Source organism: Kosakonia sp. LAM2021 (genome assembly GCF_016620385.1).
GTDB classification, from domain to species: Bacteria; Pseudomonadota; Gammaproteobacteria; order Enterobacterales; family Enterobacteriaceae; genus Kosakonia; species Kosakonia sacchari.
On record NZ_JAENHT010000001.1, the window covers coordinates 352962 to 372252 of the forward strand.

Here is a 19291-nt window from a genome sequence, read left to right on the forward strand (position 1 = left end):
GTGAGTCCTGTCTTGCGAAAAAAAAGGGCGGGTTTCCCCGCCCCTTAGTTAGATCTTACATGCGCCGCTTTCGCAGCCATCGTCCTGGATGGAAGGTGCCAGGTCATCCTGCGCATCTTCCGCGCCATCGCGGGTGTTTTGATAGTACAGCGTTTTCACACCAAATTTGTAGGCGGTCAGCAAGTCTTTCAACAATTGTTGCATCGGCACTTTGCCCGACGGGAAGCGTGACGGGTCATAGTTGGTGTTTGCCGAAATCGACTGATCGATAAATTTCTGCATGATGCCGACCAGTTGCAGGTAGCCGTCGTTATTCGGCATTTCCCACAGCAGCTCGTAGGCATTACTCAGTTTTTCATAATCCGGCACCACCTGACGCAGGATGCCATCTTTCGACGCTTTGATGCTCACATGACCGCGCGGCGGTTCAATGCCGTTGGTGGCGTTGGAGATCTGCGACGACGTTTCAGACGGCATCAGTGCGGAGAGCGTGGAGTTACGCAGGCCGTGCATTTTGATCGATTCACGCAACGCTTCCCAGTCGTAATGCAGCGGCTCGTTGGTAATAGCGTCGAGATCTTTCTTGTAAGTATCGATCGGCAAAATACCCTGCGAGTAGGTGGTTTCGTTGAACCACGGGCACGCGCCTTGCTCTTTCGCCAGCTCGTTAGAGGCTTTCAGCAACCAGTACTGAATCGCTTCGAAAGTCTGGTGCGTCAGGTTGTTCGCACTGCCGTCAGAGTAACGTCTGCCGTTTTTCGCCAGCCAGTAAGCAAAGTTGATGACGCCAATACCCAGCGTACGGCGACCCATAGCGCCACGTTTAGCGGCCAGAATCGGATAATCCTGGTAATCCAGCAGGGCATCAAGCGCACGCACCGCAAGCGTTGCCAGCTCTTCCAGCTCGTCGAGGTTTTTAATCGCGCCGAGGTTAAACGCAGACAGCGTACAGAGCGCGATTTCACCGTTTTCGTCGTTCACATCATCCAGCGGCTTGGTCGGCAGGGCGATTTCCAGACACAGGTTGGACTGACGTACCGGGGCAACCACCGGGTCAAACGGGCTGTGGGTGTTGCAGTGATCGACGTTCTGAATGTAGATACGGCCAGTGGACGCACGTTCCTGCATCATCAAAGAAAACAGCTCCACCGCTTTGATGCGCTGTTTGCGGATGCTGTCGTCTTTTTCATATTGGGTGTACAGGCGTTCGAACTCGTCCTGATCGGCGAAGAACGCGTCATACAGGCCCGGAACGTCGGACGGGCTGAACAGGGTGATATCTTCACCTTTCAGCAGACGGGTGTACATCAGTTTGTTGATCTGTACGCCGTAGTCCATGTGACGTACGCGGTTGCCTTCCACGCCACGGTTGTTTTTCAGTACCAGCAGGCTTTCGACTTCCAGATGCCACATCGGGTAGAACAGGGTTGCCGCGCCGCCGCGTACACCGCCCTGCGAGCAGGATTTCACTGCCGTCTGGAAGTGTTTGTAGAACGGGATACAACCGGTGTGGAACGCTTCGCCACCGCGGATCGGGCTACCCAGCGCACGAATGCGGCCAGCGTTGATACCGATACCGGCGCGCTGGGAAACGTATTTCACAATCGCGCTGGAAGTGGCGTTGATGGAGTCCAGGCTGTCGCCGCACTCGATCAGTACGCAGGAGCTGAACTGACGGGTAGGCGTACGCACGCCGGACATGATCGGCGTCGGCAGCGAGATTTTGAACGTGGAAACGGCGTCGTAGAAACGCTTCACGTAGTCCAGACGGGTTTCACGCGGATAGTTGGAGAACAGGCACGCGGCAACCAGGATATAGAGGAACTGCGCGCTCTCGTAGATCTCGCCGGTCACGCGGTTCTGCACCAGGTATTTGCCTTCCAGTTGCTTCACCGCAGCGTAGGAGAAGTTCATATCGCGCCAGTGGTCGATAAAACCGTCCATCTGCTTGAACTCTTCTTCCGTGTAGTCTTCCAGCAGATGATGATCGTATTTGCCAAGCTCAATCATTTTCTTCACGTGGTCAAACAGCGCAGGCGGTTCGAACTGGCCGTAGGCTTTTTTACGCAGGTGGAAAATGGCCAGGCGCGCGGCGAGGTACTGGTAGTCCGGTGCGTCGCGGGAAATCAGATCCGCGGCGGCCTTAATGATGGTCTCGTGGATATCGGACGTTTTGATACCGTCGTAGAACTGAATGTGTGAGCGCAGTTCAACCTGAGAGATGGATACGTTACTTAGCCCCTCTGCCGCCCAATCCAGTACTCGATGAATTTTGTCGAGATTGATGCGCTCAGTGCCACCATCACGCTTTGTCACCAGCAGACTCTGATTCATGTGATTACCTGTCCGTGAAATAGAAAATATCCCCCCATTTATCCACAATTCGTTGCTGTGATTAACTCTGTGGATAAATACTACATATAGGGGGTTTGCGATAAGAGAAACGCTATATGGTGAGTATTCTAGTAAGGATTCTTTTCAGTACAAGAGTTGATTTTGAGGTTAAATTGAGGTTGCGAAAGGGTGACAATCGCTAAGTCCTCGTATCGTAAGGCCTGGCGGCGATGTCAATATTTCGCAAAAAAAAATGAATTTTTGATCGAGTGCTGATTTCTTCATCGGGAAAGGCAATTGCGCAACTTGATGCTGCGCAATCTTCTATCACTTTATCTGATGACCTTAGTCATTTTTTGCCGTTGTATGTAACATATAGTTCACATCAACGCCCGGCCCTAACGTAAACTGGTTTAACAACGGGTTGTAATGTAACCCGGTGATGTGACGCTCCTGTAACACGGTGCCGTCAACCCAGTTTAAGAGTTCCGCTGGCTTAATAAATTTTTTCACGTCGTGCGTACCTTTCGGCACCATGCGCAGCACATATTCCGCACCGACTACCGCCATCAACCAGGCTTTGCCGTTGCGGTTAATGGTAGAGAAGAAGACATGGCCGCCGGGTTTGACCAGTTGCGCACAGGCTTTCACCACCGATTGCGGATCCGGAACATGCTCCAGCATTTCCATGCAGGTAACGACGTCATACTGCTGCGCGTGTTTTGCCGCATGTTCTTCTACGGTTTCCTGCACATAATTGACCTGAACGCCTGATTCCAGCGCGTGCAAGCGCGCCACCTGCAGCGGTTCAAAGCCCATATCCAGCCCGGTGACATCCGCGCCTTCTTGCGCCATGCTTTCCGCCAGAATCCCGCCGCCGCAGCCGACATCGAGCACTTTCTTACCGAACAGACCGGCAGCGTGTTCGCCAATATAACCCAGACGCAGCGGGTTGATGCGGTGCAGGGGTTTAAACTCACCTTCTTTATCCCACCAGCGCGAGGCGACTGCCTCAAATTTGGCGATTTCAGCATGATCAACGTTTTGAGCGACCGGCGTTTTTTCGGCATTCATGGGCGCAATAACTCCTCTATCAATAAGACCCGTGAGTATATCAGGCCAACGGGATGAATAAACCTTTGCACGGGTGTTATAGGTTTACCTGTATCAAAGCGGTTGTGTTATAATTTGCGACCTTTGAATCCGGGATACAGTAGAGGGATAGCGGTTAGATGAGCGACCTTGCGAGAGAAATTACACCGGTTAACATCGAGGAAGAGCTGAAGAGCTCCTATCTGGACTATGCGATGTCGGTCATTGTTGGCCGTGCGCTTCCGGATGTCCGAGATGGCCTGAAACCGGTTCACCGTCGCGTACTTTACGCCATGAACGTATTGGGCAATGACTGGAATAAAGCCTACAAAAAATCTGCCCGTGTCGTTGGTGACGTAATCGGTAAGTACCATCCCCATGGTGATTCCGCAGTGTACGACACCATTGTCCGTATGGCGCAGCCGTTCTCGCTGCGTTACATGCTGGTCGATGGTCAGGGGAACTTCGGTTCCATCGATGGCGACTCCGCGGCGGCGATGCGTTATACGGAAATCCGCCTGGCGAAGATTGCCCATGAATTGATGGCCGATCTGGAAAAAGAGACGGTTGATTACGTCGATAACTACGACGGCACCGAAAAAATTCCTGATGTGATGCCCACCAAGATCCCGAACCTGCTGGTGAACGGTTCTTCGGGGATCGCCGTCGGTATGGCAACCAACATTCCGCCACATAACCTGACGGAAGTGATCAACGGTTGCCTGGCTTACATTGATAACGAAGACATCAGCATTGAAGAGCTGATGGTGCATATTCCGGGGCCAGATTTCCCGACGGCGGCGATCATCAATGGTCGTCGTGGCATCGAAGAAGCCTATCGCACCGGTCGCGGCAAGATCTACATTCGCGCGCGCGCGGAAGTGGAAACCGATGCGAAAAGCGGCCGCGAAACGATCATCGTGCACGAAATTCCATATCAGGTGAACAAAGCGCGCCTGATCGAGAAGATTGCCGAGCTGGTGAAAGATAAACGCGTTGAGGGTATCAGCGCGCTGCGCGACGAGTCCGATAAAGACGGTATGCGCATCGTTATCGAAATCAAACGCGACGCCGTGGGTGAAGTGGTTCTGAACAACCTCTACTCCCAGACGCAATTGCAGGTTTCTTTCGGTATCAACATGGTTGCTCTGCACCATGGTCAGCCGAAGATCATGGCGCTGAAAGAAATTCTGGCCGCGTTTGTGCGCCACCGCCGTGAAGTGGTAACGCGTCGTACGATTTTCGAACTGCGTAAAGCCCGCGACCGCGCGCATATTCTGGAAGCGCTGGCCGTAGCGCTGGCGAACATCGATCCGATCATTGAACTGATCCGTCGCGCGCCGACGCCTGCTGAAGCTAAAGCAGGTCTGATCGCGCAGCCGTGGGATCTGGGCAACGTCTCTTCCATGCTGGAACGTGCGGGCGATGACGCGGCGCGTCCGGAGTGGCTGGAGCCGGAGTTCGGTATTCGTGACGGTAAATACTATCTGACCGAACAGCAGGCACAGGCGATTCTGGATCTGCGTTTGCAGAAACTGACCGGCCTTGAGCATGAAAAACTGCTCGACGAGTACAAAGAGCTGCTGGAACAGATTGCTGAGCTGCTGCACATCCTTGGCAGCGCTGAACGCCTGATGGAAGTGATCCGCGAAGAGCTTGAACTGGTTCGCGAACAGTTTGGCGACGAGCGTCGCACCGAAATTACCGCTAACACTGCCGATATCAACATCGAAGACCTGATCAATCAGGAAGATGTAGTAGTAACGTTGTCGCACCAGGGCTATGTGAAGTATCAGCCGCTGACCGACTACGAAGCCCAGCGCCGTGGTGGTAAAGGCAAATCGGCTGCGCGTATTAAAGAAGAAGACTTTATTGACCGCCTGCTGGTGGCCAACACCCATGACACCATCCTCTGCTTCTCCAGCCGTGGACGTCTGTACTGGATGAAGGTTTATCAGTTGCCGGAAGCGAGCCGTGGCGCGCGTGGTCGCCCGATCGTTAACCTGCTGCCGCTGGAGCCGAACGAGCGTATCACCGCCATTCTGCCGGTGCGTGAATACGAAGAGGGCGTGAATGTCTTTATGGCGACCGCCAGCGGTACCGTGAAGAAAACCGCGCTTACCGAATTCAGCCGTCCGCGTTCTGCCGGTATCATTGCCGTCAACCTGAACGAAGGCGATGAGCTGATTGGCGTCGATCTGACTTCAGGTAGCGACGAAGTGATGCTCTTCTCTGCGGCGGGCAAAGTGGTGCGCTTTAAAGAAGGTGCTGTGCGTGCAATGGGTCGTACTGCGACCGGTGTTCGCGGTATCAAGCTTGCGGAAAAAGACAGCGTTGTTTCGCTGATCGTGCCGCGTGGCGAAGGCGCAATCCTGACGGTAACGCAGAACGGTTACGGTAAACGTACGGCGGAAACCGAGTACCCGACCAAATCACGCGGTACTCAGGGCGTAATCTCCATCAAAGTCACCGAGCGTAACGGCGCAGTGGTCGGCGCGGTGCAGGTTGATGATTGCGACCAGATCATGATGATCACCGATGCCGGTACGCTGGTGCGTACACGCGTCTCGGAAATCAGCGTGGTAGGGCGTAATACCCAGGGCGTTATTCTGATCCGCACTGCGGAAGATGAAAACGTAGTGGGTCTGCAGCGTGTTGCTGAGCCGGTAGATGATGAAGAGTTAGACTCCATCGACGGTAGCGTGGCGGAAGGCGATGATGATATCGCGCCGGAAGTAGATACCGATACCGACGACGACGCGGCGGAGGACGACGCCGAGTAATGCGTTATGAGGGCCGGTTTCCGGCCCTTTTTCATTGCCGTTGCGGCCTTTGCGATTTATCGCTACCTTAATCACACTCTTTTTTAACTTCCTTGTGGCGGAGTTTCCCCAGGTTGAAATACCTCGTCTCTTTTCGCAGTACCCTGAAAGTCTCCCGCTATCTGTTCAGGGCGCTGGCGCTATTGCTTTGGCTGTTGATTGCCTTTTTTTCTGTCTTTTATATCGTTAACGCTTTGCATGACAAAGAGTCGGAAATTCGCCAGGAATTTAACCTCAGCTCCGATCAGGCGCAGCGTTACATCCAGCGCACGTCTGATGTGATGAAAGAGCTGAAGTACATCGCCGAAAACCGCCTGACGGCGGAAAACGGTATTCTGACTTCTCGCAACCGCGACGACAAAACCGAAGTCCCGACATTTTTACCTCTTTTCCCGGATTCAGACTGCTCCGCCATGGGCAGCTCCTGGCGCGGCTCGCTGGAGTCGCTGGCGTGGTTTATGCGCTACTGGCGCGACAATTTCTCCGCCGCTTACGATCTCAACCGCGTGTTTTTGATCGGCAGCGACAATCTCTGCATGGCCGACTTCGGCCTGCGCGATCTCCCCGTTGAACGCGACGATACGCTGAAAAGCCTGCATGAGCGTATCGTTAAATATCGTAACGCTCCGCAGGATGAGCGCAGTAACAACGTCTACTGGATGAGCCAGGGGCCGCGTCCGGGGATCGGTTATTTCTATGCGCTGACGCCGGTTTACCTCGGCAACCGCCTGCAAGCGCTGCTGGGTACGGAACAGTCCATTCGCATGGAAAACTTTTTCACGCCGGGTAGCTTGCCGATGGGCGTGACAATCCTGGATGACAACGGGCATGCGCTGATTTCCCTTACCGGCCAGGATAGCGGCATTGTTGTCGATCCGCGTTGGATGCAGGAGCGTTCGTGGTTTGGTTATACCTCGGGTTTTCGCGAGCTGATCCTGAAAAAGAGCCTGCCACCGTCATCGCTGAGCGTGGTTTACTCCGTACCGGTTGATATGGTGCTGGAACGCATTCGCATGCTGATACTCAACGCGGTGTTGCTGAATGTGCTGGTCGGTGTGGCGCTGTTTACGCTTGCGCGTATGTACGAGCGGCGGATTTTTATTCCGGCGGAAAATGATGCCCAGCGGCTGGAAGAGCATGAGCAGTTCAACCGTAAAATCGTTGCCTCCGCGCCGGTGGGGATCTGCATTTTGCGCACTCAGGACGGCACGAACATCCTCAGTAACGAGCTGGCACACAACTATTTGAACATGCTGACGCATGAAGACAGGCAGCGGCTTACGCAAATTATCTGTGGTCAGCAGGTCAATTTCGTTGATGTGCTGACCAGCAATAATACCAACTTGCAAATTAGCTTTGTTCATTCTCGTTATCGCAATGAAAACGTGGCGATTTGCGTGCTGGTGGATGTTTCTGCCCGCGTGAAGATGGAAGAGTCGTTGCAGGAAATGGCGCAAGCGGCAGAGCAGGCGAGCCAGTCGAAATCGATGTTCCTTGCGACAGTCAGCCATGAGTTGCGCACGCCGCTGTACGGTATTATCGGTAACCTCGATCTGCTGCAAACGAAAGAGCTGCCGAAAGGGGTCGACAGGTTAGTCACCGCGATGAACAACTCGTCGAGCCTGTTGCTGAAAATTATCAGCGATATCCTCGATTTCTCGAAAATTGAATCGGAACAGTTGAAAATCGAGCCGCGCGAGTTTTCCCCGCGCGAAGTGATGAGCCATATCACCGCCAACTATTTACCGCTGGTGGTACGTAAACAACTGGGGCTGTACTGCTTTATTGAACCGGATGTGCCGATGGCGCTGAATGGCGATCCGATGCGTTTACAGCAGGTGATTTCCAACCTGCTCAGCAACGCAATTAAGTTCACTGATATGGGTTGTATCGTGCTGCATGTGCATCGTGATGCGGATTATCTCAGCATTCGTGTACGTGATACCGGCGTGGGGATCCCGGGTAAAGAGGTGGTGCGTCTGTTCGATCCCTTCTTCCAGGTGGGAACCGGCGTACAGCGTAATTTCCAGGGAACCGGGCTGGGGCTGGCGATTTGTGAAAAATTGATCAGCATGATGGATGGCGATATTTCCGTCGATACCGAGCCGGGCATGGGTAGCCAGTTCACAATTCGTATTCCGCTTTACAGCGCAGTGGCGCCGGTTCGCGCCGATGTCGATGGCCTGGCGGATACGTGCTGCTGGCTGGCGGTGCGTAATGCCTGGCTGTCGGGTTATCTGCAGACATTACTGCAATGGAACGGTATTCAGGTGAAGCAGTACGACGGACGCGCGCTGGGCAACCAGGATACGTTGATCACCGATGATGAACTCTCCGCGTCGTGGACCGGGCGCGCGGCCATTATTTTCTGCCGTCGCCACATCGGTATTCCCGTTGAGCGTGCGCCGGGTGAATGGTTGCACAGTGTTGCGTCGCCACACGATCTGCTGGCGCTGCTGGGGCGCATTTACCGGGTTCAGGTTATCGAGCCGCACGCGAGCAACGCGCTTCCGGCCGAGACCCGCGAAGCTGCGCGTAACGATGACATGATGATTCTGGTGGTGGACGATCATCCGATTAACCGCCGCCTGCTGGCCGATCAGCTGGGATCGCTGGGATATCAGTGTAAAACGGCCAATGATGGCGTGGATGCGCTGAATGTTCTGAGTAAAAACCCTATCGATATTGTGCTCAGCGACGTCAACATGCCGAATATGGACGGTTACCGCCTGACACAACGTATTCGCCAGTTAGGGCTAACGCTGCCGGTGATTGGTGTGACGGCTAACGCGCTGGCCGAAGAGAAACAACGCTGTCTGGAATCGGGTATGGACAGCTGCCTGTCGAAGCCGGTAACGCTGGATATTCTTAAGCAAACGCTGGCGGCATATGCCGCGCGGGTACGAAACAGCCGGGTATAAAAAAGAACCCCGGCGGGTGCCGGGGTTGCGGGATTACTCTTTTTCTGTCTGCGTCAGGGTGACGGAGGAGAGGTAGTTCAGCAGCGCGATATCGTTATCGACACCCAGTTTCATCATTGCTGATTTTTTCTGGCTACTGATGGTTTTGATACTGCGGTTCAGCTTCTTGGCGATTTCCGTTACCAGGAAACCTTCGGCAAACAGGCGCAACACTTCGCTCTCTTTCGGTGACAGGCGTTTGTCGCCGTAACCGCCAGCGCTGATTTTTTCCAGCAGACGGGAGACGCTTTCCGGTGTGAATTTCTTCCCTTTTTGCAGTGCTGCCAGCGCTTTTGGCAGATCTGTCGGCGCGCCTTGTTTCAGCACGATACCTTCAATATCCAGATCCAGCACTGCGCTCAGGATTGCCGGGTTATTGTTCATGGTAAGCACAATAATCGACAGCGTCGGGAAGTGACGTTTAATGTATTTGATAAGCGTGATGCCATCGCCGTATTTATCGCCCGGCATTGACAGATCGGTTATCAATACGTTTGCCTCAAGTTTCGGCAGGTTGTTAATCAGCGCTGTAGAGTCTTCAAATTCACCGACAACGTTTACCCATTCGATTTGTTCGAGTGACTTGCGAATACCGAACAGTACAATCGGATGGTCATCGGCAATAATTACGTTCATATTGTTCATGTATTAGGCTACCTTGCTACAGCAAGCTCTTGACGTAAGCGTCAATGTCGCTGATGTAATTTTCTATGCCTGGAACATCGCTCTCGCGAATTAATTGCTCCAGCGTTTCACACAACTGCTTACCAGGTACCAGATTAAGCATGGCAAACACGCCTTTCAGGCGGTGTGCCGTCTGCGCCAGCGCCGCGAAATCACGCAGCGCCGACTCAGTATACAACCTCTTAACATCATCGGGTACTGTGTCAACAAACAGCGCGTAATAGCCGCTGGCGTGGAGCTCGGCGTTTTCGTCACCCCCCAAAGGCGACTCCGGTACATCCTCCTGCGCCAGTTGCTCTTCAATGAGTTGCAATATTGCTCCCTGCATTGCATTGCTCATATTAAAGTTCACGCGCAATTGGCCTGGGCCAATTTTCCGCACGCCTGCCTCATCATCGCTTAAAAGCAAGCCTGAGGCAGTAAGATTAGACGGATTATCTGTCAAAAAGAGATCATATTCTTGACTTGATAACCGCTCATCCGGGGAAATACAGCTCGCTCCCCAGTTTTCCAACTGGCGAACCACAATATTACGGATTTCGTTAGAGGTAATATCAATCATCGCCACCACGTCATCGAGTAATTTTTCTTCGCTCTCTGCCTGTTGTGGACGGGCCGCCATTTTCACATGCAGTGAATAACGGGTGCCCAGATCCTCACGCGCTTTAATATTCAAATGCCCGCCAAGCTTACGTGCCAGCTGATCGCACAGCCAGAAGGTGAGGGCGTTCGCTTTTCCGTACTGGTCGCCCTGCGTATCGTTTAGGAACGGGAAATGCAGATTATCAATTTCACTGGCGTTCACACCCACGCCGGTATCGAGAATCCGGAAGGTCAGACGGTCTTCTGCCGATTCGTCCACATTCACTTCAAGCGTGATTTTGCCCATCTGCGTAGTTGTGACCGCGTACTGGATCAGCAGCAACAGGATCCGACGCAGTGCATCGCGGTCGCCGTGACGCTCTTCATTGGCCGGAAGCGGGTTATTAATTAAGAGTTGCAGACCTTTACGTTTGATAACCGGCAGGACTTCCGGCACCACTTCGTCAATCAAATCCTGAATAGAGAACAGCGTAGACGAACCTTTCCAGCTGTCGCTTTCCAGCATATGCGCCAGCTGGATTTCATCGACCAACTGAACCAGCCTGTCGGCGTGATCCGCGACAAGATTGCCCTCCTGGCTCTGCAACGCTGCGGCTTCGCTGGCCAGCGATTTCACCGGCTGTTTCAGCGACTCGGCAAGGTTACTCATGAAGCTGGCGCGGCCCTGCTGGTTTTTCTCATAAAGCCGTTGCGCCTGCTTCAGCTTTTTATTGACCAGGACTTCTCTGTCCTGATCGCGAATAATAAAGATCTGCGTACGTGAGGCGACCTGGCTGCGGAACTGGCGGATTTCGTACAGTTCGTTATTAATGGTGGCCTGAATCACGCCCTGATGCTGATCGGCCATGGCCGTAATATTTTGCAGATTCAGGTGCGGTAATAAGTGATCGGCGATTTTATTGCTCAGAACGGTGCGATTCGCTTCCTGATCGTGCACCAGCAGCCCCAGTGGCAGCAGTGACACGATCTCTTCATTAAAGGCGCGCAGCACGCGCAGTTCGTTACTCGCACCAGGCGTTGCCAGACCGTCGGTTTTGCGCCCTGGCATCTGGCGAAAAGTGGTGTAACCGAACAGTGCCAGCGCCAGCAGACCGATATTCAGCAGTAATGGCAGCAGAATATTTTGCAGCGTATCCAGCAGCAGTGTTCCGAATGGCACCTGCCAGACCAGACGCAGCCCGGTACCGTTCAATGCCGAGGAGATCTCAATGCGCGAACTATTAAAGTTGACGGCAACGCTGTCGGTCGTTTCCTTATCCTGCCCGCGCGTGTTGGCTTGTGTGGTATCCGGATCGAGACGGAAGCTATCCAGCGTCATACCGGGTGGGATCAGATCATTAATCGGCAAATCGAATGCGACCACCGTGGCCAGATGACCCGGCTGGTTGAATGTCGTACGCAGCGTGAAGTAATGGCCGTTTTGCCAGGCCAGATGGCGCAGAGATGAAAAGCTTTCGCGTTCATCAAGGGCATTCGCCTGCTGCAGCATTTCCGCACGGCGGGAATCGACAATATTACTGATCGTGTTGTCTTTAAAACCGGACGAAAGGTCCTTTAGCGGCAACGTCGACACCAGGATCATGCTGTTATCCTGGCCGTTGAGGTAATACATCGACCAGGGCACAGTTTCCGCACCCCAGAGCGTATCGAGGTACGTGGAGATCCGCTGCGTCATTTCCAGCGTCGAACTGTCATGGGAACCAAAAATCAACGCTTCTGTTTTACGTCGTGGTTTTTCCAGGTAATAAACATCTTGTTTTAAGCGCGTTTCTTGCAGACCTTCACCAGACGTAGCGGCAGGGGCCGCTGCAATGTTGTCGTAAATTTGCCAGGTAGCGTAGCGCCAGGTGTCGATACGCTTATGAATAGCGTGGGTGATATCGACAATCTGATAGCTTTTATCTTTTAACCAGGCGTTGACCGCACTTTGGATCATCACCCCCATTGTTACCAACAGGACGATAATCAACAAAAGAAAGTAACGGGTGATGTTGCCCGGTATCAGGGAAAATTTGCCAGGGATCATTGTGTCCGATCGACTCATTCTTGTGTGGAACCCGTTATGACAACACTGCTGTTAACACTCAGCGCTCGCTGAGACAATGTTGCTGCCATGCCGTAATAGCCGCCTGAAACATGCGGCGAACGTATAGATGTTGTGTTGCAGAGCAGTGTACAGCAGGCAGTATATCGGTTAATGAGTGAATTTCCAGACTCTCTTTCCCGTTTCAATCTCGAAAACATGGGATAGACACATTGACTAAACGCAGCGGCAAATATGTACAACCTGGAAAAATTGTACATATATTTACCGGTTGGTTGCAGAAAGAACGCGATAAATAACAAACGATTAATTTGACGAATGTGTCAATGAGAAATATCTGGCATAGTAATTGATTAATTAATAGTCGTTACAAATCGTTATTATATCTAAATAATTATTCAAGTTACGTAAATAAGAGTAAAAAAAAACCGAATGCGAAGCATCCGGTTATAAGAGGGGTAAACAGACATTCAGATTCGAATGACGGTAATAAATAAAGTTAATGATGATAGCGTTAGGTATTTTAGTTGCGATTGAAGATTATGGTTTTGCAATCAGTGCTATGATTTTTATTTGTACTATTATGTTGTTTATAAAGTATTTTTTATTTGTTTTTGATTATTCGTGCGTATTTGTTTAGCTATTTGTGCGAAAAAAAGTTCCCTAAAATTTACAAAATGAAACATCTATCATTATGTATGAAACATCTTCAAAGTTTTCGTATCATATTCTCGTTGGATTATTTTTCTATTTTAAGCACAATGATTTTGCCAGCTGATTAGAGGGTTGATCGGCAAGCAGTGGCAATAAAAATGCATATAACAGAGGGTTAATAAAATGAAAGTTAAAGTTCTGTCCCTCCTGGTACCGGCTCTGCTGGTAGCAGGCGCAGCGAATGCGGCTGAAGTTTACAACAAAGATGGCAACAAATTAGATCTGTACGGCAAAGTAGACGGTCTGCACTATTTCTCTGACGACAACGGTTCCGACGGCGATAAGAGCTATGTCCGTTTCGGCTTCAAAGGTGAAACGCAGGTTAACGATCAGGTAACCGGCTACGGTCAGTGGGAATACAACGTTCAGGCGAACAGCGAAGAAGGTGCAAGCGACCAGGCATGGACTCGTCTGGCTTTTGCCGGTATCCGCGTTGCTGATGCAGGTTCTTTCGACTACGGTCGTAACTACGGCGTTATCTACGACGTCACTTCCTGGACCGACGTTCTGCCGGAGTTCGGCGGCGATACCTACGGTGCAGATAACTTCATGCAGTCCCGTGCTAACGGCGTTGCAACCTACCGTAACACTGACTTCTTCGGTCTGGTTGATGGCCTGAACTTTGCTCTGCAATACCAGGGTAAAAACGGTAGCGTAAGCGGTGAGAATACCAACGGCCGCAGCCTGCTGAACCAGAATGGCGACGGTTATGGCGCATCTCTGACTTACGATCTGGGCGCAGGCTTTAGCGTGGGCGGCGCGATGTCCTCTTCCAAACGTACTGCTGACCAGAACGCGACCAACAATGATGCGCTGTTCGGCGAAGGCGATCATGCGGAAGTGTACAGCGGCGGCCTGAAATACGACGCCAACAATATTTACCTGGCAGCACAGTACTCTCAGACCTATAACGCAACCCGTTTTGGTACTTCCAATGGTTCTTCCCCATCAGATGTATACGGTTTTGCCAACAAAGCGCAGAACTTCGAAGTGGTTGCCCAGTACCAGTTCGACTTCGGTCTGCGCCCGTCTATCGCTTACCTGCAATCTAAAGGTAAGGATGTCAGCAACAATACCGGCACTGTTAACTTCGGTGACCAGGATATCCTGAAATACATTGATGTTGGCGCGACCTACTACTTCAACAAAAACATGTCCACCTATGTTGATTACAAAATCAACCTGCTGGACGACAACGACTTCACCAAAGCCGCTGGCATTGCCACCGACAACGTTGTTGCTCTGGGCCTGGTTTACCAGTTCTAAGTTAACAACCGTGATTATTAAGGGGCCGAAAGGCCCCTTTTTTATGGCCCGCGTCGGCCAAAGCTTGCGTTTTAGTGTAGGCTTGCCGCGGGTTAACAAATAACGAGAGATAGAGATGATTTTTCTTCGTGCCGGGGTAGTCGCGGCGTTGTTGTTACTGGCCGGTTGCGACACCGGTAGCAAGGCACAGCCCACCGTGCTGGAAGGCAAAACCATGGGCACTTTCTGGCGCGTGAGTGTAGTCGATATCAGTCCGCAACAGGCACAAACCCTGCAGCAGAAAATACAAACGCAGCTGGATGCTGACGATCATCTGATGTCGACCTGGAAGGACGACTCCGCGCTAATGCGCTTTAACCACTCGACCAGCACCGCGCCGTGGCCGGTCAGCGCTGAGATGGCGGATATTGTCACCACCTCGCTGCGTGTCGGTGAAAAAACGGATGGCGCGATGGATATCACCGTCGGACCGCTGGTTAATTTATGGGGTTTTGGCCCGGATAAACAGCCGGTAAAAACGCCGAGTCAGGCACAAATTGATGCGGCGAAAGCGCGTACCGGTTTAGCGCATTTAACCGTGATCAACCGCGCCGGGGAGCAATTCCTGCAAAAAGATCTGCCGGAACTGTTTGTTGACCTTTCGACGGTAGGCGAGGGGTACGCGGCGGATCACCTGGCAAAGTTAATGGAGCAGGAAGGGATCGCGCGTTATCTGGTTTCTGTTGGCGGCGCATTAGCCAGCCGGGGCATGAACGCGCAAGGCCAGCCGTGGCGCGTGGCGATCCAGAAACCGACCGATCGTGAGAATGTTGCCCAGGCGGTGGTCGATATCAACGGTCATGGCATTAGCACCTCTGGCAGCTATCGTAATTATTACGAGCTGGACGGCAAACGCATTTCACACATTATCGATCCACGTAGCGGGCGGCCAATCCAGCATGCGCTGGTATCGGTCACGGTTATCGCGCCCACGGCGCTGGAAGCGGATGCCTGGGACACCGGTTTAATGGTGCTCGGCACCGAGCAGGCAAAAGAGGTAGTGAAGCGGGAAGGGCTGGCGGTATTTATGATTATCAAAGACGGCGACGGTTTCCGCACCTGGATGTCGCCGCAGTTTTCTGCGTTCCTGCTAAGTAAAAAAAATTAAACCGCAAGATTGCGGGTGTCTGGATCCGCGCATACGGGCACAGTGAGGCTAAGCTTACATGAGGAGCCTGACATGAACGACACCACATTATTAGATGAACAGCGCTGGCAAGCGGTGCTGGCCCGTAACGCGCAGGTCGATGGTCAGTTTGTCTTTGCCGTGCTGACCACCGGCATTTTTTGCCGCCCCTCTTGCACGGCACGCCACGCCCTGCGCCAGAATGTGCGTTTTTATCCTGATGTGCAGAGCGCGCAGGACGCTGGTTTTCGCCCCTGTAAGCGCTGCCAGCCGGATAAAACCCACCCGCAGCAACAGCGGCTGGATAAAGTCGCCAAAGCCTGCCGTTTACTGGAGCAGGATACGCCCATCACGCTGGAGCAACTGGCCGCCGAAGTGGCACTTAGCCCTTATCATTTTCACCGTTTATTTAAATCCGTTACCGGTATGACGCCAAAGGCCTGGCAACTGGCTTTTCGCGCTCGCCGCTTACGCAACACCCTGACTGTCAGTGAAACCGTTACCGACGCCGTGCTGGCTGCCGGCTTCCCGGATAGCAGCAGTTATTACCGCCAGGCCGATGCATCGCTGGGGATGACGGCACAGCAGTTTCGCCGCGGCGGCGATGCAACTGATGTCTGGTATACCTTGAGCGACTGCGCGCTGGGACGCTGCCTGGTGGCGGAGAGCGAACGTGGAATTTGCGCCATTTTACTGGCCGACAGTGACGAGCAGCTTCTTGCCCAGTTGCAGGCGATCTTCCCGCGCGCCCAGCGTGCGCTGGCGAATGATGCGTTCAGCGAACGTGTGGCGCACGTTATTGGTCGGCTCGACAATGCCTATGCCCCCTTTACGCTGCCGCTGGATCTGCGCGGCACCGCTTTCCAGCTACAGGTATGGCAAGCACTGCGCGAAATCCCCGCTGGTGAGACGGTAAGTTACCAGGCACTGGCGCAAAAGCTGGGTAAACCGCAAGCGGTGCGGGCGGTTGCCAGCGCCTGCGGCGCAAACAAACTGGCAATTGTGATCCCTTGTCATCGCGTGGTGCGCAGCGATGGTGCGCTTTCCGGTTATCGCTGGGGGATAGCGCGCAAAGCCCAGTTGCTCCAGCGAGAACGTAACAAAGAGGAGACGTAATGCTCGATCTGTTTTCCGGAGAACAACCCTGGCAGGAACCGTTGGCATCGGGCGCTGTTGTGTTGCGGCGCCTAGCATTAGCACCCGCCGACCAATTGTTACGCGGTATTGCGCAGGTGGTCAGCCAGTCGCCGCTGCGCCATATGGTCACCCCTGGCGGTTATACCATGTCGGTGGCGATGACCAACTGTGGCAAACTCGGCTGGACCACCGACAAGCGTGGTTATCTCTATGCGCCGGTCGATCCGTTAACTCAACAGCCGTGGCCGCCGATGCCTGCGGCTTTTTCTGCGTTGTGCCAGCAGGCGAGCGAGGCGGCGGGTTATCCGGATTTCCGTTCGGATGCCTGTCTTATCAATCGTTATGTGCCCGGTGCGAAATTGTCTCTGCATCAGGATAAAGATGAGCCCGACCTGCGTGCGCCGATTGTGTCTGTGTCGCTCGGTTTACCGGCCGTTTTCCAGTTTGGCGGGCTGAAACGTAGCGATCCGCTGCAACGGCTGATGCTTGAACACGGCGATGTTGTCGTATGGGGCGGCGAGTCGCGGCTCTTTTACCACGGCATTGCGCCGCTAAAAGGCGGCTATCACCCGGCAACCGGCGAGTGCCGCTACAACCTGACATTTCGCCAGGCAGGCAATGGCGAATAAAAATAAGAATTATTCTTGATGTAACCCGATAGCCGTTTAAACTGCTGGCTGATTTTGTTGACCGGGTGTTGTTATGGAACTTCTCCTTCTTGTCTGGCGTCAGTATCGCTGGCCTTTTGTCGGTGTGCTCGCGCTTACCCTCCTGAGCGCCGCGTTTGGTATCGGCCTGATTGCTTTTATTAACCAGCGGCTGATTGAAACGGTGGATATATCACTGACCGTATTACCGGAGTTTCTCGGTCTGTTGCTGTTATTGATGGCGGTGACGCTGGGATCGCAACTGGCGCTGACTACGCTCGGTCACCGTTTTGTCTTCCGTCTGCGCAGTGAATTTATCAAACGTATTCTCGACACCCCGGTCGAGCGCATTGAACAACTGGGTAGTGCTGCGCTGCTGGCCGGTCTGACCAGCGACGTGCGCAATATCACCATCGCCTTTGTGCGCCTGCCGGAACTGGTGCAGGGCATTATTCTGACCATCGGTTCCTGTATCTACCTGGCGATGCTCTCTGGCAAGATGCTGCTGATCACTGTGCTGTGGATGGCGCTGACCATCTGGGGCGGGTTCGTGCTGGTTTCCCGTGTGTACAAACATATGGCGAGGCTGCGCGAAACAGAAGACAAGTTGTACAACGATTTCCAGACCGTGCTGGAAGGGCGCAAGGAGCTGAACCTCAACCGCGAACGTGCGGAACACATTTTCGACCAGATGTACCTGCCGGATGCGCGTGAGTATCGCCATCATATTATCCGCGCGGATACGTTCCATTTAAGCGCGGTAAACTGGTCGAATATTATGATGCTGGGCGCAATCGGCCTGGTGTTCTGGATGGCAAACAGCCTCGGCTGGGCGGATACCAATGTCGCCGCAACGTATTCCCTGACGCTGCTTTTTTTGCGCACGCCGCTGCTGTCAGCAGTGGGTGCCTTGCCCACGCTACTTAGTGCGCAGGTGGCTTTCAAAAAACTCAAACAGTTTGCGCTGGCACCCTATAAAGCCGAGTTTCCTCGTCCGCAGGCTTTCCCAAACTGGCAAACGCTGGAACTGCGCGATGTTACCTTTAAATATCAGGACAACGACTTCGCGATTGGCCCCGTCAACATGACGCTGAAGCGCGGCGAGCTGGTGTTTTTGATTGGCGGCAACGGCAGCGGCAAGTCGACGCTGGCGATGCTGTTAACCGGGCTGTATCAGCCGGTTTCCGGCGAGATCCTGCTTGATGGCAAACCGATGGCGCAGGATAAACCGGAAGATTACCGCAAATTATTTTCGGCGGTCTTTACCGACGTCTGGTTGTTTGACGACCTGCTGGGGCCGGAAGGCAAGCAGGCGGATCCGGCGCTGGTGGAAAAGTGGCTTGAGCAACTGAAAATGTCGCACAAGCTGGAGCTGAACAACGGCAAGATCCTCAATCTGAAGCTGTCGAAAGGGCAGAAAAAACGCGTCGCGTTGCTGCTGGCACTGGCGGAAGAGCGCGATATTTTGCTGCTGGATGAATGGGCGGCGGATCAGGACCCGCATTTCCGCCGTGATTTCTACCAGGTATTACTTCCGTTAATGCAGCAGATGGGCAAAACCATTTTTGCCATCAGCCATGACGATCACTACTTCGAGCATGCCGATCGCCTGCTGGAGATGCGCAACGGCCAGCTCACCGAGTTGGTGGGTGAAGAGCGTGCGCACGCTTCCCGCGACGCAGTAGCACGTACCGCCTGACAAAAACGCCCCTTCTGCCGAGGGGGCGTTCGCTGGTTTTTTATCCAAACGCCTGCGCTGTTTATTATTTTTTACAAAACCTCCCGCTATGCTTAAGGCTACTCTGCTCTGGCTTCGGAGCGCT

General features: G+C 53.3%; 11 protein-coding genes. 7 read left to right on the forward strand and 4 right to left on the reverse strand.

Annotation, left to right across the window (positions count from 1 at the left end):
* Positions 1 to 48 precede the first annotated feature (48 nt).
* Both nrdA and ubiG read right to left on the reverse strand, forming a co-directional pair.
* On the reverse strand, positions 49 to 2334 hold the full coding sequence (gene nrdA / locus JKP81_RS01665; RefSeq protein ID WP_200550363.1) for a class 1a ribonucleoside-diphosphate reductase subunit alpha: 2286 nt from the start codon (positions 2332 to 2334) through the stop codon (positions 49 to 51).
* A 345-nt stretch (positions 2335 to 2679) separates the two neighbouring features.
* The gene (ubiG, locus tag JKP81_RS01670) at positions 2680 to 3408 is read right to left on the reverse strand and encodes a bifunctional 2-polyprenyl-6-hydroxyphenol methylase/3-demethylubiquinol 3-O-methyltransferase UbiG (protein WP_200550364.1); all 729 of its coding nucleotides are present in this window, start codon (positions 3406 to 3408) and stop codon (positions 2680 to 2682) included.
* Between the two features lie 158 nt (positions 3409 to 3566).
* On the opposite strand from ubiG, the gene gyrA reads away from it, so the two are divergent.
* Together gyrA and rcsC are read left to right on the forward strand one after the other, a co-directional pair.
* A complete protein-coding gene (gene gyrA / locus JKP81_RS01675) occupies positions 3567 to 6209 on the forward strand; it encodes a DNA topoisomerase (ATP-hydrolyzing) subunit A (RefSeq protein WP_200550365.1) in 2643 nt (880 codons plus the stop codon).
* A 113-nt stretch (positions 6210 to 6322) separates the two neighbouring features.
* Positions 6323 to 9169, forward strand: coding sequence for a two-component system sensor histidine kinase RcsC (rcsC, locus tag JKP81_RS01680; protein WP_200550366.1), 2847 nt, complete (start codon positions 6323 to 6325; stop codon positions 9167 to 9169).
* A 33-nt stretch (positions 9170 to 9202) separates the two neighbouring features.
* Here the strand turns inward: rcsC and rcsB are convergent, their stop codons facing one another.
* Positions 9203 to 9853 carry a response regulator transcription factor RcsB gene (gene rcsB, locus JKP81_RS01685; RefSeq protein ID WP_017458563.1) on the reverse strand — a complete coding sequence of 217 codons (651 nt, stop codon included), beginning with the start codon at positions 9851 to 9853 and terminating at the stop codon, positions 9203 to 9205.
* Positions 9854 to 9869: 16 nt separating this feature from the next.
* Positions 9870 to 12539 carry a phosphotransferase RcsD gene (rcsD, locus tag JKP81_RS01690; RefSeq protein ID WP_200550367.1) on the reverse strand — a complete coding sequence of 890 codons (2670 nt, stop codon included), beginning with the start codon at positions 12537 to 12539 and terminating at the stop codon, positions 9870 to 9872.
* Positions 12540 to 13376: 837 nt separating this feature from the next.
* Between rcsD and JKP81_RS01695 the strand changes: the two genes are divergently transcribed.
* From JKP81_RS01695 to JKP81_RS01715, 5 genes are all read left to right on the forward strand, one after another.
* Positions 13377 to 14519 carry a porin OmpC gene (locus JKP81_RS01695; protein ID WP_200550368.1) on the forward strand — a complete coding sequence of 381 codons (1143 nt, stop codon included), beginning with the start codon at positions 13377 to 13379 and terminating at the stop codon, positions 14517 to 14519.
* 109 nt (positions 14520 to 14628) lie between these two features.
* Entirely contained in the window at positions 14629 to 15666 is a 1038-nt protein-coding gene (gene apbE, locus JKP81_RS01700) for an FAD:protein FMN transferase ApbE (RefSeq protein WP_200551048.1), read from the forward strand.
* A 72-nt stretch (positions 15667 to 15738) separates the two neighbouring features.
* Entirely contained in the window at positions 15739 to 16800 is a 1062-nt protein-coding gene (gene ada / locus JKP81_RS01705) for a bifunctional DNA-binding transcriptional regulator/O6-methylguanine-DNA methyltransferase Ada (protein WP_200550369.1), read from the forward strand.
* Positions 16800 to 17450: a DNA oxidative demethylase AlkB gene (alkB, locus tag JKP81_RS01710; protein ID WP_200550370.1), complete on the forward strand. Its 651-nt coding sequence runs from the start codon at positions 16800 to 16802 to the stop codon at positions 17448 to 17450. Before ada ends, alkB begins: the two co-directional genes overlap by 1 nt.
* A 73-nt stretch (positions 17451 to 17523) precedes the next feature.
* Entirely contained in the window at positions 17524 to 19167 is a 1644-nt protein-coding gene (locus tag JKP81_RS01715) for a multidrug ABC transporter permease/ATP-binding protein (RefSeq protein ID WP_200550371.1), read from the forward strand.
* The last annotated feature ends 124 nt before the right edge of the window (positions 19168 to 19291 follow it).